The 15,419-nt window shown below is 40.8% G+C and carries 14 protein-coding genes; 7 read left to right on the top strand and 7 right to left on the bottom strand.

Annotation, left to right across the window (positions count from 1 at the left end):
• The first annotated feature begins 151 nt into the window (after window positions 1-151).
• Window positions 152-1,258, top strand: coding sequence for a DUF5895 domain-containing protein (locus tag IQ276_RS36835; protein WP_235116427.1), 1,107 nt, complete (start codon window positions 152-154; stop codon window positions 1,256-1,258).
• A 265-nt stretch (window positions 1,259-1,523) separates the two neighbouring features.
• On the opposite strand, the gene IQ276_RS36840 is transcribed toward IQ276_RS36835, so the two are convergent.
• The 4 genes from IQ276_RS36840 to IQ276_RS36855 all read right to left on the bottom strand — a co-directional run bounded on the left by IQ276_RS36840 (window position 1,524) and on the right by IQ276_RS36855 (window position 6,525).
• Window positions 1,524-2,252: a hypothetical protein gene (locus tag IQ276_RS36840; RefSeq protein ID WP_235116428.1), complete on the bottom strand. Its 729-nt coding sequence runs from the start codon at window positions 2,250-2,252 to the stop codon at window positions 1,524-1,526.
• A gap of 3 nt (window positions 2,253-2,255) precedes the next feature.
• Entirely contained in the window at window positions 2,256-4,223 is a 1,968-nt protein-coding gene (locus IQ276_RS36845; protein ID WP_235116429.1) for a M23 family peptidase, read from the bottom strand.
• Between the two features lie 111 nt (window positions 4,224-4,334).
• Window positions 4,335-4,643 carry a hypothetical protein gene (locus tag IQ276_RS36850; protein WP_235116430.1) on the bottom strand — a complete coding sequence of 103 codons (309 nt, stop codon included), beginning with the start codon at window positions 4,641-4,643 and terminating at the stop codon, window positions 4,335-4,337.
• 670 nt (window positions 4,644-5,313) lie between these two features.
• Window positions 5,314-6,525 carry an RNA-guided endonuclease InsQ/TnpB family protein gene (locus IQ276_RS36855; RefSeq protein ID WP_190881523.1) on the bottom strand — a complete coding sequence of 404 codons (1,212 nt, stop codon included), beginning with the start codon at window positions 6,523-6,525 and terminating at the stop codon, window positions 5,314-5,316.
• Between the two features lie 410 nt (window positions 6,526-6,935).
• Here IQ276_RS36855 and IQ276_RS36860 point away from each other — a divergent pair, with 410 nt between their 5' ends.
• The 4 genes from IQ276_RS36860 to IQ276_RS36875 all read left to right on the top strand — a co-directional run bounded on the left by IQ276_RS36860 (window position 6,936) and on the right by IQ276_RS36875 (window position 10,707).
• Window positions 6,936-7,490, top strand: a complete 555-nt coding sequence (locus IQ276_RS36860) for a hypothetical protein (RefSeq protein ID WP_235116431.1) — start codon at window positions 6,936-6,938, stop codon at window positions 7,488-7,490.
• A gap of 229 nt (window positions 7,491-7,719) precedes the next feature.
• The gene (locus IQ276_RS36865) at window positions 7,720-9,498 is read left to right on the top strand and encodes a bifunctional 3'-5' exonuclease/DNA polymerase (RefSeq protein ID WP_235116432.1); all 1,779 of its coding nucleotides are present in this window, start codon (window positions 7,720-7,722) and stop codon (window positions 9,496-9,498) included.
• Window positions 9,499-9,961: 463 nt separating this feature from the next.
• Window positions 9,962-10,264 carry a hypothetical protein gene (locus IQ276_RS36870; RefSeq protein ID WP_069069453.1) on the top strand — a complete coding sequence of 101 codons (303 nt, stop codon included), beginning with the start codon at window positions 9,962-9,964 and terminating at the stop codon, window positions 10,262-10,264.
• A gap of 278 nt (window positions 10,265-10,542) precedes the next feature.
• Window positions 10,543-10,707 (top strand): hypothetical protein, encoded by a 165-nt coding sequence (locus tag IQ276_RS36875; protein ID WP_176726953.1) that lies wholly within the window; start codon window positions 10,543-10,545, stop codon window positions 10,705-10,707.
• Window positions 10,708-10,786: 79 nt separating this feature from the next.
• Here IQ276_RS36875 and IQ276_RS36880 read toward each other — a convergent pair whose 3' ends face one another.
• A complete protein-coding gene (locus tag IQ276_RS36880; protein ID WP_235116433.1) occupies window positions 10,787-11,515 on the bottom strand; it encodes a hypothetical protein in 729 nt (242 codons plus the stop codon).
• 12 nt (window positions 11,516-11,527) lie between these two features.
• Between IQ276_RS36880 and IQ276_RS36885 the strand changes: the two genes are divergently transcribed.
• Window positions 11,528-11,674 (top strand): hypothetical protein, encoded by a 147-nt coding sequence (locus IQ276_RS36885; protein ID WP_190241088.1) that lies wholly within the window; start codon window positions 11,528-11,530, stop codon window positions 11,672-11,674.
• A gap of 108 nt (window positions 11,675-11,782) precedes the next feature.
• On the opposite strand, the gene IQ276_RS36890 is transcribed toward IQ276_RS36885, so the two are convergent.
• Both IQ276_RS36890 and IQ276_RS36895 read right to left on the bottom strand, forming a co-directional pair.
• Complete coding sequence (locus IQ276_RS36890; RefSeq protein WP_193917725.1) at window positions 11,783-12,829, bottom strand: tyrosine-type recombinase/integrase; 1,047 nt, start codon at window positions 12,827-12,829, stop codon at window positions 11,783-11,785.
• A 419-nt stretch (window positions 12,830-13,248) separates the two neighbouring features.
• Window positions 13,249-13,701, bottom strand: a complete 453-nt coding sequence (locus tag IQ276_RS36895; RefSeq protein WP_193917723.1) for a helix-turn-helix domain-containing protein — start codon at window positions 13,699-13,701, stop codon at window positions 13,249-13,251.
• A 522-nt stretch (window positions 13,702-14,223) separates the two neighbouring features.
• Between IQ276_RS36895 and IQ276_RS36900 the strand changes: the two genes are divergently transcribed.
• Window positions 14,224-15,408 carry a ParB N-terminal domain-containing protein gene (locus tag IQ276_RS36900; protein WP_193917721.1) on the top strand — a complete coding sequence of 395 codons (1,185 nt, stop codon included), beginning with the start codon at window positions 14,224-14,226 and terminating at the stop codon, window positions 15,406-15,408.
• The last annotated feature ends 11 nt before the right edge of the window (window positions 15,409-15,419 follow it).

Below are 15,419 nucleotides of genomic sequence, written 5' to 3' on the forward strand. Positions count from 1 at the left end.
TTCGCTAGTTTGTAAATTAGCATTCAAGATACTTTATTTTATGGCGTAATTTAAATCTGTGGTGGAGAGTAATTGCCTCATAAACAACGGTTGGTAAATAAGTTTTGAGGCTAACGCCTCATGCGTTGGGCAATCATATTTATGTAGTCCAATGGTTAAATCTAGGGTTTCAAACAACTCTAATCGCTCCAATCAATCTACTGCCAAAACTGCTGCTTCTAATCCCAAAGCTAATACCAAAGCTCAAGCAGCTAAATCTAAAGCTCCTAACACTCAATTGTCAGACCTTGATATTGACGATATTGACCCAGAACTTCTCAGCGACAGTTATAACCAAGTTAGACGACCGTTACTGCCTTACGGCATTGTCGTTAATGACAAACCCGCCGGACTTCTAATTCCAGAAGACCAGCTAGAAAAGGCTGGCTGGCTTGATATGCCACAGGAGGACGACCTAACTATTGTCACCCTAACTGAAGATGTTACTGGACTCTTAATTACTCAAGCACGGTTACTAGTTTTAGCTTTTGTACCAGAGTATATCCGTTATAAATCAGATGTTGAAGACTTGGGTGGTTCTTTTGTTGGGCTTTATGATGAATACAAGCATAACCTTGACAAGAAAACAATGGATGTGTGTTCAGAACATGCACTGGTGTTTCTGGATGAGGATAATCAACCCCTGCATACTACTCCTGTCGTTGTCCGCTTTAAGAATGTAGCTCTCTGGAGTTTTAAGTCAGTGCGTGAGGAGTTTTACCGTTCTTTGGAAAAAACCTTTGCTGACTATTTCCAAGTGCCATTTAGCGGCAAAACCGATAGGTGGCGTAGCTTAGGTGTGCTGTCAGTCGAGTTCAAAGCTGTCAAAGAGGGCGAAGGTAAGAATAAACACGACTGTTGTAAGACTGTAGACTATACTAAACCCACCGTTGAAAATCTGTCTCAATTTTATTTGGGTCAACCCGCAGCTAAAGCCCTAATTTGGCAACAACATGATGCGATCGCTGGTTTTAATGAACCTCAATCCCTACCTGCTTTGCCAGGAGAATCGGTATCTGTAGACGTGGAAGTATTGCCACCAAATAAGAATAGAAACAAAACTCCAAGCGTTCGTAAATCGAAACCAGCGACCAAGCCACCTCGCAAAATTCAACTTATTGACGATGACGACTTCCTCGATGAAACCGACGATTTGGAAGCTGAATTAGACGATGATGATTTTGAGGAGGAAGACGATGAACTGGATGATGAGGAATAGTCCAATGCAACTATAGCGTCTGTGCTGGTAAACTACCCACTACTCAGTGCTGAGTCCTGAGTCCTGAGTAGATTAAAAGTCACTCAACTTGGTATATGCCTCGCACGGCAGTTGCTCCACTTGTGGGCGGCCTTTTAACTCAGCACTCTTCATCCACCACTGACCTAGATGCCGATTTAATGGGAATTTCCTAGAGGTTTTAGATGAAAATAGCCTGCCGTAGCTAAGATGACTATGGCAGAGTTTTCTTCTAGATTTCGAGTTATCAACTTTGGGATTTTTTACTATTAGTGAAAAGCTGACTATCAGCAAGTTGATAGCCAGTGCCATTGAAACAAAAATTCAATTGGCGTAGCTGCTCTTGCTCGGTTTGCAGCACTTTAATGCACGGTAATGCCTGACCTCGGTTCTCTCCCACTTCTAACAAATGTTTACCTGGTGGTAGATTGGGATTCAAGTAACTCAAGAATACCTGAGTAATTGGTTTGTCCTTTCTGAGCCAGTAACCAGTATACAGACATCCCAAAGCACCACAGACATCAGGTGTATTCAAGTTGAAAACTGCGAACCTGCCGTCTTTCCCTTCCACACTCCAAGCCAGTATATTTTTAGCAGATACTTTGGCATTTAACTCTGTATTTTCTACAATCACCTGTTCAACGACTGTAGCAGGCACAACATTAGCAGCTTTGTTCCAAGTAACGGTTGCTGCATTTAAGCTACAGCCCCCTAAGCTCATGAGAATTGACAGCAACAAAAAGATGCCCAAACCAATGCGAAACCAATGAACCCAGTAACGTACCCTCATAGAAGGTGCTGGTAATTGATATGCAGTTGTCTTCAGTGGTTGAGACTGAGTAGAGGAGGCGGAGGATGAATAAACTCCCTTTCCTTCCCCTGTTTGCCCACAGTGTATTTTTGAATGCAGCTCAGTATCCAGTATTTCTTTTATCTCATGGGCTGAGGTAATAGAAGTTTTAGATAAATCTGTCATACTCTACCTCCCATTTTCAGTATTTTTAGCAGTGCTGATGTAGCTAGAATTTACATTGGGAGAACAGGTCAGCGTTCCATTATCGCTATTACTGTTGCGATAACTAGCTAAAGCGGTTTTGCCGTAATCTTTGAGACTGAGACGACCGAGGGCATCTGAGCCATTTCCATCAACTTTGCTGTAATCACCACCAAAATGCTTTTGAGCCACTCGTTCAATTAGGCGATCGCCGGTAAATGGCTGTCCTGTAGCCGGATCGATTTGCTCTTGTGTCACTTGAATTTTGTTAGCCATATCAGCCATTAATGCCCTATCTTGGTCAGCTGGAGGAAAAAACTCAAATAGTTCAGCCTCTGTTGGTTGATGCCCTTGCTTCACTTGACTCAGAAACTCTTTACCTCCAGGCTTGGCAGCAATTAACTTCACTGCATAAGGGTTATAACTCATGAACTGGTAGCGACCGAGAGCGCGACCACAATTTAAACCCCCATCCGCACAGGTATGTATGCCAATGGCTTTGTAATCCCCGCTACCAGCACTCTCAATTTCCGCAATTGCATTTGAGAGCGATCGCAAATCAATACCAGAGAGTGATTGATCTGTTATCGACCGACTAGCATTACTAAACGTGCATGGATTAATCTTCTCTCTTACTCCAGTACCGTTGGTAGTGCTAGCTTTAGGCTCTCTTGTCGCTCCAGTTGGTAAAGACGTAGTATTTGTCCTCTGTTCACTCAAATTGCCTACAAATATCAGGGAGTTAACCTTGTAGCTGAAAAAAGGAACAGGCCCAATAAAATAAGGTGTACAACCCATTCGCCAAGCACAGAACCGAAAGAACAAAGCTGTATCTACCGTATCAGTAGTTTCATCCGGCTCCATTACCACCACCTTAAAAGCTTTACCAAACGGTAGCCTTCCTGTTGGTTCCCGACCGTTATTCACTGCTTTCAGGATACCCCGCCCGCCCTCGACTTCTTGGTATTTACCGGAAATCCACTGTTTACCTTCCAACTGACCACGTTCCTGACGACCTGTATTCTCCAAATCATCCAATTCTAAGTAAGCGCAGTCTTTTTCAGTACAAGGCACAGAAAACCCTTGCACGTCTGAACCAGAAATCGTATTGTTACGGCGGTTTTCTGCTGGCCCATAAACTACATCAATCCGCATTACTAAGCTACCAATTTCAGTGATGGGATTAGGCATTAATCCTAAAGGTACTTGTCCCAAACCAGGAATATCCGAAACATTGCTATTCATCCAACCTGTAAATTGTTGTAGCTGTACTGCATCTAAGTTAGGAATTGAAGAAATAGAAAACTTTGACAAGTCGATTTCTCCCAGCTTCATTTGCCCAACTTCATACTGTGTTAGTACCTGAGCTAGTGTTAAATTAGATGCGGCAATTAAGTGAAATTTTAGTAAGGTTGCAACAGGTGTAATATTGTTTACTTGTGTATTAGCTAATTCTGGAACAACCTGAGCTAAATGGCTCAATGTCTGCTCCCCAATCAGGAGAAATTCACTCAAGGCAATTTGGTTTAAATCTATACTGTTAATGCCTGTGTTCGCCTCTGGTTGTGTGCCCAGAGCGATCGCCTGGATCGCCTGTAAAGAAAACTCCTCTGCCTGCAATGCTTCACTGATATCTCCTAACTTCAAATATTGGTCAGGAGTCATACCCACATTCCAAGTGCGACTCAGGTCATAACCCAATGTTTGACTGTAGGGACTGCCATCAATTGCACCGGATTGACTGATACCTGGTAGCTGGGCCAGAGAAATGCGGCTCCAGTCTGGGAGCAAAACTTTAGTAGCAGGTAGTCGAGACTGAGGATTTGCAACTTCTACAATTCGAGTCGGTAAATTGCCATCACCAATTGTGTTGATTGTAGCTTGTGCGGCGATACTATAAATAATACAAGCAATGACAACCAGAAGAGATATCCATGCTTTTGGTATCTTCATAATTTCAGCTTTATAAATGACAGCAACTATACCCCAACAAGCAAAGTAATTTATTTAATGCAAACCATTTTTTTGTTACTTTTGGGGTATAGTTATCAGTAGAAATATGACTTATAACTCTAGCTCTGGCGATGCTGACTGTTGACTTTTCTTAGACTTGTAACCTGAGCCAGAGCCATATCCTGGTAATTGAGGATTGGGATTAGCAGCCGATTCAGTGTAAGGTGTATCCCCAAGATTGATTTCAAAAATATTCTCTTGATAACCATCCCTAAATTGGTCTGTTTGCAGGGGATTACTACTATCTCCAGAACTTGATTGCTCAACACCGTAACATAAAGATTGATAGCCACTGCTAGACTGATAATTCCTACTGTCGTCAGTATCAAGATTTTGGTTAATTGTGGGTTCGTTATTCATTGGCATTACCTAAAAAAGCTGTATCAATGCCAGCATAAAAAGATTTATCTAGTATCAGCCTTCACCTATTGGACATTAATTTTTTAGCCGATTGGCTATTTTTGGTGATGCGCTCATATCGAGATGACAAATGGAGCAAATGAATTTAATTTCACCAGAAGTAATGGCAGAAATTAGTAATGGGAATAGTACCAAACTGCCAGATAACACCCGAAAAATGCTGCAAATTCTGGCAAGTTTAAATACACCAAAAGAATTATTAGCAAGTCTTTTGGAAATAGCTGAATTTTCCCTACACCATGTTCGCTACCTTGCAGGGCCATTGGTAATTCATCGCAGTCCTTGGAGTGATACGATTCCCCAATGGCTCAAGTTTGCTTGTATTCAGGATCGATTGGAACTTATCTTCACTGAATACGAACAGGATCAGGTTGGTGTTTCCAGCACAGCCACAGAAGTTCTTACCTACATGATGCCTGCAACTTACGAAGCACCTTTACATAGGGACTACGCTGACCTTTATCTTTGGGTAGGTAATGAAGTTTTAACAAAATACGATAAATTACCAAAGGGTTGCAAGAGTTTTTATGATTTTCTAGGTGATGGTGATACGAACAATGCCAGCAATAATCGCATCATTCATTTTAATCAGTTGACACTCCCCGAATTTCTAATTCGGGGATTCTTGCTTCAAAGGGATTCCAATGAATTTACCCTCAGCAAGCATCTTGACCGTTTGCCCAACGGCTGCAAGTCCTCTTTTAAGAACTACTTGTGCGGCTGCTACATCCCGATCTGTGGTATAGCCACAATTTGAACAAACATGAGTACGTTCTGAGAGTTCTTTCTTGCCTGTCTCAACACTACAACTCGGACAAATCTGGCTGGTTTTGCGACTGTCTACTTTTTGGAAATAAACACCACGCTTGAAACAGGTTTGCTGTAGTATGTTGAAGAATTGCCCAAACCCAGCATCTAGGCAGTGCTTACCCAAGATTCCGCGAGATAAGCTAACTAAATTTAAATCTTCAACAAATACCATTCCAGCATTGTTGCAGATTTGGTGAGACAGTTTTCTATGCCAGTCTTTACGACAGTTGGCAACGTACTCATGCAATGAAGCAACTTTCTTAATAGCTTTGTACCAATTGTTCGAGCCTAATTGTTTTCTTGAGACACGCTGTTGCAGCAATTTAAGCTTGCGTTCGGTATCTACAAAAAACTTTGGACGCAAGACTTGTAGCCCATTAGAAGTTGCAATAAAGCTTGTTAGTCCTACATCTATCCCTACCGCTTCCCCATGTGGCAAAGGCTTCGGTACAGATACATCCCATTGAACAGTTAGCATCACGTACCATCCAGAAACCCGTTTCACTACACGGGCAAGTTTTACTACGCCACCATCAGGTATTGCTCGTGATTGACGAAACTTAACCCAACCAATCACAGGCAAATTAACCATTCCCGGATTCAACCTCTGACACTGTATTTGTGGGAACACAAAAGACCGCATCCTTCCAAGTTTTTTGAATCGGGGGAATCCGTGGTTTCTCTCCCACATTGCCACAAATGCCACCTCAAGGCGTTTTAGGGTTTGCTGCAAAACCTGAGACTGTACTTTCTTGAGTTCAGGAAAGTCTTTTTTGGCAGCAGTTAACGCTTTGCACTGGCTGGCATAGGTTGGACGAGAAGTGTCAGCAGGAATAATATATTCATGTTTGAGCGAACAAGCGTTAATCCGACAACTACGCGACAAATACCAATCCTTACGTTCAGCCAAAGCATAGTTATAGACACGACGATTAATTTCTAACCAGTCTTCAAATATCTGAGCCTGTGCATGGGTTGGCTTTAACTTAAATTCGTATGTCAGATTAAACAATTGTTTATCACCTCCTCTGAGATTATAAACCGTACCTACGCTTTGTAAATATTCCAGCCAAATAAATTTGGCACATTCGCTTATATCCCCCAGTTAGAAAGACGGGGGCTTTACGCATCACGACTCGTAAAAAATGAATTCGACTATCTTAGCAGGTCAATTCGACGCAGCATAGTTAAACACGCAGCACAAGAGGGATGGGGTAAGCGTCATGTCAATACCAAGTCTAACTTAGACTCAATCCAAAGCACTCCAACTCCTAAACCTTCATCAAATTCAACTGTGCAAATTAGCTTGTTCTGAATTTTAAAAAAATCCTCAGTCTATTCAAATTTTCATCTGAGGATTTTTCTGTTAAATGGAAGCGTTCGCTTCTTTAATTATGAACATAAATTTTCAAGTTAGTCATCATGAATACTCAACAAATTCAAGAAGTTTTAACTCATCTCATCATTGGAATTACAGCCTTATATACCATTGTAATGGTCGTTGATTTAGTTGTGGAAATAGTCAATCTCTGGCAGAAATTTATACTCAACATCGAATACCACATTAACCACACAATATCTGAGCAATCACACCTTGAATCTAGTGATATTAAGAAATCTCTCAAGTTGGAAAATAAAAATAAATCAACTAACCGAATTACATCAAAACCAGAACCTCAACCAAACAACTTTGTTAGCATTGATGTAGACAAAATTGATTTACGGACAGCCAGAAAAATTGCCACTGCCATAAAAAAAGCTTCAAAATCCAATCCTGACTTAATTATCAAACAAAAAGTCAACAATAAATGTGTTCCTTTAGCCTGGTTGCAAGCACAGATTAAGCATCGTTTAGAACTGGCACCAGAAATTGTCACACCCATTATTAGAGAATTGGCTCCTACTGCTTTTACATCTGTTCGAGAGAATATTCAGCATTCTAACATTGCAAAAACAGGTAAACGTAAAGTCAGTTAATCATATAAAGAGAGGAATATCGATATGGCGGTTATCGCTCGGATGAGAAGACAAAAGTACTTGCTGTACAATCTTTCCAGCAAAGTTTTTGTATCTCCCTCAACTGCACACCGCTATAGTATTACCTCTCTTTAATAGGTTTTCAAATCTTTGTATAAAACTAAATATTTTGAAGTCGGTACATATACAAGCTATCGCTTCTAGGTGAGAAATTCAAATTAAATTCATTATGAATACAAGCTTAATAAATACAAATAATCCCAGTATTTATACTCCAGAATATACTATCGTTTCCAATGTTTCAACTCTTAATTCTGCTCTCCAACCTCTGTTTCAGGCAGAAATTTTAGCCATAGATTGTGAAACAACAGGACTTGACCCTCTAACTGATTCTATTAGACTGATTCAAATAGCTGCACCAAACCATCCGGTAGTGCTGATAGATTTACCAGCTATTCCCAAAAGCGATCGCCAACTGCTCAAAAAACTGCTTTGTAACTCTGCTGTCAAAATTGCTCATAATGCCAAATTCGACTGGCAATTTCTCACACTCGCAGGACTTCAACCCTCTGGTCAATTCTTTGATACCCAACTTGCTTATAAAGTTCTAACCGCAGGATTAAAAACAAGCTCATCCTTACAAAATATAGTTAAAAAGCTACTACACCTTCAACTAGATAAAACTCAACAAATCAGCGATTGGTGTAAACCTCTTACCAAGGTTCAATTGCACTATGCTGCCGTAGATGCTGCCATATTACTTGACCTTTACCCAATTCTCCTCAACAAGTTAAAGCAGGCAAAATTACTCAAAATTGCCCGACTGGAATTTCAGTGTATGCCTGTTGTAGCTCAAATGGAACTTAACGGAATGTTATTTGACTTGTCCCGATGGCAGATACTGGGTGCAAAACTAGAAGCTGAAAAAACAGATGCTTTAAGGCAACTCAAGCAACTCCGTATTGCTAGTTCTCAGATGTCATTACTACCAGAACTGACAGATGCAGTCAACCCGAATTCACCTCAGCAAGTTTTGGCTGCTCTACAAGCTATTGGTATCAAAATCAACTCAACTAATCAAAGTAAATTAGTTTCTTTAGCTGCACAGTATCCCATAATTCAAGCATTGCTAGATTACCGCCGTCTATCCAAAATTATCGGCACTTTTACCGAGAAGCTACCCCAGCATATCCACCCCAAAACTGGGAGAATTCATCCCAACTATTATCAATTAGGAGCAAAATCCGGTAGATTTTCTTGCCGCAAACCACCTCTACAAAATATTCCCCGTGATGAAGCAGCTCGTAGCTGCTTTATTGCTGCCCCTGGCTATAAAATTATCAAAGCCGATTACTCCCAAATAGAACTACGAATTATGGCTCGGCTTAGTGGTGATACAAAGATGTGCCAAGTCTATCGTCAAGGGGCTGACTTACATCGATTAACAGCATCTCTAGTAACTGGAAAACATATCAATGAAGTGACTGAGGAAGACCGCAGACTAGCAAAAGCAATAAACTTTGGATTGATTTTCGGTATGGGCGCTGCCAAACTCCAAATTTACGCCCAAGTAAAATATGGAGTAGCAATGACATTAGAGCAAGCAAAAGCTTTCAGTCAACGATTCTTTGAAGCTTATCCTGGAATAGCTAGGTGGCATGAAAACATCAAACGTAAATACATCCAAGGCATTAAGGAAAGTCGTACACTAGCAAATAGACGACGGAGATGGGTAAACAAGCCCCGACTATCAGAGCTATTTAACCATCCAGTCCAAGGTTTAAATGCCGATATCAACAAATTAGCTATGGTAAAACTTTCAATTCCATTAGCTAAATTCAGAACAAAACTCATCTGTGTAAGACATGATGAAATTGTACTGGAATGTCCAGAGACTGAAGTTGAGCAAGTTAGCAATATATTACACAATTGTATGGTTGCTGCTGCCCAAAAGTTTCTCAGTCCTATTCCAGTTGTTCTAGATATTAAAACATCAAATAGCTGGTGAACTATCCCAACTTGCCGAGTACGACTGAAGTTGGATTCGCAGTAAAGCTATTCTGAGAAGATTTGTCAAAAACTCAACTGCCCTCCTCACAGTATAGCTCGTGCAAAATGTGGTTAGAGGGCGTTTCGTTTTTGATCCGAAGCACTATCCCCGCCCTATCTCAATACCGTTTAGTTAAGGACATTTATCTGTTGGGGCGGGCTGTTCTTGAGCAGGGGGAGAAAAAAGGCTTAACCCAAGCGTATTACACCCTATCCACTATTTCTGGCTATTCCTGAATCGGTATTCTAGGCATTATAAATAACGGAACTATTTTAACTATATCTGCTTACGCAGATTTAGAGTGAATCAAGAGTTTAAAACCCGCTTAATTGGGTTTTATTGGTGTGTCTATAAACTCTGTGACTAACAAATACCTGATGTAAAAAATGAGTTTTAATATTTACATATTTGAGGTGCATTAATGTCTAATCCCCGGATTTTAGGGGCAAGAGAAATTCATCTAATTTCACTCTACAGTCACTGGGAATTTGGTATGAAACCAGAAGAATTTTATGCCAAATGGGATGTGAGTTATGAACAAATTGCCTTAATATGCTGTCGTTCTGATTCTACGGTCAGAGGTTGGTTTAAGCAAGGTAAGTTTAGACGCTATCCTCAGCCTAATGATTTACGACATTTGGCATTCATGGACTTTTTACTGGAACATTTTGAAGAAGTTCCCGAACAACTTTGGCAATTGCTATGTCTGACTCATTCGCCTTGATCTCAATAACATTTCTATTCTACATATAGCAATCCGGTTTGATTCATGAAAGGTTTTTAAAACAAAAGCTTTGCCCTGCAAGGTTTTCAGACTCAGTACACAATATTTCATTCCAGTCGGAACGCTATATATCTGTCAAATCAATCTAATACACACATAATTCTAATTGTCAATATCAATTTGACCTGTCTTTGAGTATACCTCCTCGTTTAAGGTAAAATTTGGCGATTTAAAAGCACATAGCATGGTTATTTTACAGCATTTGTAAGAAGGAAAATATGACTTATTCTGAGCAATTAAAACCGTGGTGTATTGTCCGGAATGTTCCCAATCAAGAAAATATTGTTGTGAAAAGATTCCGCCGACGTGATGATGCTGTTGCTTATCTGCAAGTGTTGAAGCAGTCAGGCAGAGATATTGCTTTTAAAATCCTTTTTAAGTAAGGCTCAAAATATCAATATTCCACGGGATAATGAAGCTTTTAACGGTTCATTTTGAGAAGATTTGAAAATCATAAAAATACTAACTTGCCGGATGATATAATCCCGTATTTTCGTTAAATTCCCACCCCATACCCGATTTATCCTTGCCCTTGCACCATGCCACAAAAAGCGGTGGGTGCAGCTTATTTCGTTGCTCGCGTATAGTTTCTACATTTACACCAAGTCTTGAAGCTAAACCTTCTTCGGTTAATGGTTGCATTCGGGGAGTATGCACTTTGAAGGATGAATTGTTGTTGTACGATTTATTGCCCCGCCTCGGTTGGTTGTTGAGATGATTTTGAATTTTAATAATCGCCTCAGTAAACTGTGTCATTCGGGCTGTTATCCCCTCCACTTTTTCTTCTAAATCGGCGAGATTATGGATTGCTCCGGTTTCGTTACTATTAGATTCGCCTGACAACTGTGACTCCAGCTTATCAAGTCGTGAGCAAATAGCTAATATCGTTTCATTCGTCAGACTGGGGTTACTATTGTTACCATTAACTAAGTACTCCTGAACACTTGCCTTAATCTTAGAGTCCAAGCGTTTATCTAAATTATCGCCACCAATTGCATCAAGGTTATCTATATCATCTAGGTAGAGTTCGATAAATTGGGTGAGCGTGGCTGTTGCCGTCGTCCCTTTCGACTTACAACGGGCGATAAACTGCTCCCACATCTTTTGGTCGCAGTTAAAAGATGCCAGTTTCTTGTTTTTCCCTGTTTGGCTCATGTCTAGGTAATGTCTAGGTAAATCTGGACTGGACACGACTGAGTGAGCGTGTCATCCCGAAAAGATAACTACCTTGACACTATCATTTTCGAGCGCATGAGTGCGCCCGCCGGAGACGATGGTCTCCGACCGACCGGAGGTCATCGCCTCTACCAAAAAGCAGTCAGATTACTACTGTCTGCAACAGTTAGTTAGCCACTGTTGGAGTTGTTCAGGAGTCGTTGGCGCACGCACAATTTGAGCAAAGCCTGTTATCGCTTTTGTAGCCAAATCAGGGGGTGACTTCCTGGCTAACGCATCCATTTAGTCAATCATATCTGCCAATAAATTTGTCATCTCTGACTGACCTTTTTTACGGTTATCGTCATACTGGATCAGCACATCTAGCTTGACATGACGGCTGACTTTTTGCGTCTTTCGCACATCTCCTTCTGTTGCTTCTAAAAGAGTTGTAATCCCACTATGGCGAATGCGGTGCGGTGACATTAACTTTTTCACACCAGCTGCATCAAAATAATTGACAACAATTTTACGGATGCCGTCCCCAGTGAGGCGATGCCCTTTGCTGCGGTTATCAAGGGCGATAAATAAAGGTGAGGAGGCGGTAATATTACCCCGGACTTGCAACCAATCACAGATAGCATTAACTGTTGCTACTGACAGTTTTACCCATTCATCATTCGTACCTTGCCCTTTTCCCAAAATCCGCAATCTGCTTTCGTGTGGGTCGAAGTCTTTTATATTTAATTGACTCACCTCATTGCGTCGCAGTAAATTTTCCCACAACAGCCGCAATAGCGCATAATCTCTTTGGCCGTGAACAGTTGAGCGCTCAATTAGCTGGATTACACTGTTGATGCTTTGAGCATCCACCCCGGTAGTATCTCGATACGCTTTTACCTTTTCCAACTCTACATCTTCTAGCGTGTAGCTGCACACACCTAACTTGCGGGCAAACTTCACCAACGATTTAATGCTGCTGAGGCGACGGTTAACCGTTGCTTCCTTCAACCCAATAGCCAGTAGCTTTGCCTTATATTTCAACACCACCGCCACCGCCCGTTTCTCGGTCAGGTGCAAAAACTCCAACACGCTATCAACATTTGGCTCAATACCAGTCATCGCCACAAAAAATTTCCGCAAATCTTTCTGGTATTCGCGCCGGGTGCTGGATGCGCGAATATTGGCGAGCATCAAAGCGATGACATCCCGTTCGTCCTCCGTTGCAGCAAAATACCGCTCAATTGGGGCTGAAAGAGATTTTTTTAATGACTCTACCGCATCATCAAATCCGGTATCATCGTTTGCTTTTGGGGATGCACGCCAGGGGGGATATGGAGTATCAGACATAGCATTGGGCGCGAAAATGGTGTTTTTCGATATCAAACCTATTCTCTCTCGATTTGCCTAACCACACTCACTTTGGCGCGATAAATCTTCCATTAAACCAACAGAATCTGAATGTTGCTAAATATACTGCTGTGGTATTAGTGCTATTCGCTTGTTAACCAACGCTTGACTGTACTACGTTATGTATTTTGACTGAATTATTATAGATAGATGCAAAAATTAAACCATCCCAGTGGTTGGAATGGTTTAAGGGAATTATCAATTTTTCTTACTGATCCTTTTGCTTATAGGAGGCAACCAATTGTTGTTGGCGACAATTCAGGCATTCCTTTTAACTTGATAGTTTCGGCGACTTGGTTGTTATTTTGGCGTAATGAAAAGATAGGATTGCCCGTTAGCTTGATTTGAGCTTGATGCTATTAGGGTTGCGCTTCCAAGATCCGACCTATACTTCTTGGCGATAGTGCTGGCAACCCCCTGCGAGTAGCTTCTTCAGCAACTTGCATATGGTAATGGTGCTTTGAACGACTGGGTTTTCGGTTCTTGCTCCATTCGCTGATTTCGACAATTTTGCTCGCCTCTGCGCTCTTGCACTTCTTAGGTCTGCCTGCGTTCACACCTAATACATTATTTATCTTTGCGATCGCATCTTCCAAGGTTTCCGATGTTATGGTACAAGATGTCCACTTTTTCTTCCAGTTTGTTACTGTTTGCTTCGCTATACCAAGTTTTTTTACTATATTTTTATGATTTTCCCCACGATTAAGTTCTAGCAGGATGTTTGCTCTCTTGATCATTTCATCGCTGCCGGTGGCTGCTATATCCTCTAATACTTGCTTTTCAATAGGATTCAATACTTGAATATGAGGCATTTCAGTATTTACCCCGCTTAGACCTACAATTTTGCCAAATCGAATGAAGCCTGATATACTTTTTTTGTAGAGTTCATTTTTCCTAAAGATTCACTCAAAGCCCTGCTGCAAACAGGGCTTTGAGGAAAAAACAACCCCACCTGTTACTAAAACAGGACGGAACTTTGTTTTGTCAATTTAGTTATCTAGAGCCATCATATCATGAATTTACCCAGTTTTACAAATCTATCTTTAGATAGATGCTTTTTTTTAAATGCCAGTACTTTAAATCTCTCTTCAGTCGTATTGGTTTTCAATGGGTTGGGAATAATAGTTTACTGCGCGAGAAAATTCTCTTCGAGAGTTTTTCTGGTAGTTAATCCTTTGCCATTTACAAGATTTAATTATTTTTTCAACTTGTCACTTTTTCCAAGGGATGAAAGTGCTATAAGTCTTGCTGGTTAAGATTTTTCTGCTTTCTGCTTAGGTTTTTCAAGATGGAACCTATCTTTTGAGTGACAATTTGTGACCCGGAGTATAAATATGTCTGAGGTGAAGAATCCGGCAATTGTATATATTTCACCTGCGGAGTTGGTTGTTCATCCGAAGCTGATAGAAATATATGGTGAGAATGAGGAACGTCCAGCTTTGGAAAAAAGTATCTCGGAAAAAGGGATTCTTGAATCTTTAAAGGTATCTGCACGTACTGGTGTCAATGTAGTCTTGGCAGGTAAGTGTCGCTTGCAGATAGCTCGCCAGTTAGGGATTTCCACTGTGAAAGTGGAATTTGTCGAGTCTGGTTCGCCTGAAGAAGATTTGAAACTAGTGCTTGACTTTAATCTTCATCGCGAAGGCGGGAAGACTCATTACCAGAAATTTCACGAGGGGCAGTACTGGGAGAGCGTACTTCGTCCCCAAGCGAAAGAAAGACAAAGGGAGAGTGCTCGTCGTTTGAATGAATCGAAGTATTCAAATTTGAATCATTCGATAAATGAGAATAAGTCTCAATTAAAGAAGGGTAAACCCGTGATTCGGGAGGTTTCGGAGAATCTAAATATAAGTGTTGGTAGTTATCACAAGGGCAAGAAAGTTTTTGAATTAATTTCTCAATTACGAGAACTGGAAAAATTTAAGGCAGTTGTTGCACTGGAGATGGAGTTTAACCGAAGTATTGATGCAGCATACAAGTTTGTTTGCAATCAAGATATTTGTAACCAGGTAATAGACCTTCTGGAGGCAGATGAGATAGGTAGTATAGGCGATGGTATTGCTTGGATGCTGAATGGCGAGCGCAATCCGTTTCGACGTTTCCAGCTTGACCAAGTATATCAATTCAAAAAGAGACTGCGGCCCGAGTTGGAAATTGTGGGACGGGTTATTGCTATAACTAATGAGTTTGTTGTGTTTGGATTGAGGAATTTAGGGAATATGAGCCTAGAAATTGTGAATCTACGTCCGCGACAAATTGATGCAGAATTGGAGGATGAACCATCTGCATCACAGAGGAAGAGAATATTTCACTTAATGCAAAAGTTTAGTGATGTTTTCCCAATTCAGGTGTCTTTGGCGGAGTTGTTGAAACTTTCAAATTTAACTGATAAAGAGGAGGTTTTATTGCGGATATATGAGTCTGACGTATTTGAAAAAACTTGGGAGGATTATAAGACTCAAATGAAAACAATGGAAGTATCTACAAATAGAAATAAGGAGAATATTCGTGCTGCATAGGTAGCTGTAAG

The sequence above is a fragment of the Desmonostoc muscorum LEGE 12446 genome (assembly GCF_015207005.2).
Classification (GTDB): domain Bacteria; phylum Cyanobacteriota; class Cyanobacteriia; order Cyanobacteriales; family Nostocaceae; genus Nostoc; species Nostoc muscorum.

What these genes read in the sequence shown, in the direction of transcription:
- IQ276_RS36865 (WP_235116432.1), top strand. Translation starts at nt 7,720, where the DNA reads ATGAATACAAGCTTAATAAATACAAATAATCCCAGTATTTATACTCCA.
- IQ276_RS36835 (WP_235116427.1), top strand. Translation starts at nt 152, where the DNA reads ATGGTTAAATCTAGGGTTTCAAACAACTCTAATCGCTCCAATCAATCT.
- IQ276_RS36870 (WP_069069453.1), top strand. Translation starts at nt 9,962, where the DNA reads ATGTCTAATCCCCGGATTTTAGGGGCAAGAGAAATTCATCTAATTTCA.
- IQ276_RS36875 (WP_176726953.1), top strand. Translation starts at nt 10,543, where the DNA reads ATGACTTATTCTGAGCAATTAAAACCGTGGTGTATTGTCCGGAATGTT.
- IQ276_RS36840 (WP_235116428.1), bottom strand. Translation starts at nt 2,252, where the DNA reads ATGACAGATTTATCTAAAACTTCTATTACCTCAGCCCATGAGATAAAA.
- IQ276_RS36895 (WP_193917723.1), bottom strand. Translation starts at nt 13,701, where the DNA reads ATGCCTCATATTCAAGTATTGAATCCTATTGAAAAGCAAGTATTAGAG.
- IQ276_RS36850 (WP_235116430.1), bottom strand. Translation starts at nt 4,643, where the DNA reads ATGAATAACGAACCCACAATTAACCAAAATCTTGATACTGACGACAGT.
- IQ276_RS36900 (WP_193917721.1), top strand. Translation starts at nt 14,224, where the DNA reads ATGTCTGAGGTGAAGAATCCGGCAATTGTATATATTTCACCTGCGGAG.
- IQ276_RS36890 (WP_193917725.1), bottom strand. Translation starts at nt 12,829, where the DNA reads ATGTCTGATACTCCATATCCCCCCTGGCGTGCATCCCCAAAAGCAAAC.
- IQ276_RS36860 (WP_235116431.1), top strand. Translation starts at nt 6,936, where the DNA reads ATGAATACTCAACAAATTCAAGAAGTTTTAACTCATCTCATCATTGGA.
- IQ276_RS36845 (WP_235116429.1), bottom strand. Translation starts at nt 4,223, where the DNA reads ATGAAGATACCAAAAGCATGGATATCTCTTCTGGTTGTCATTGCTTGT.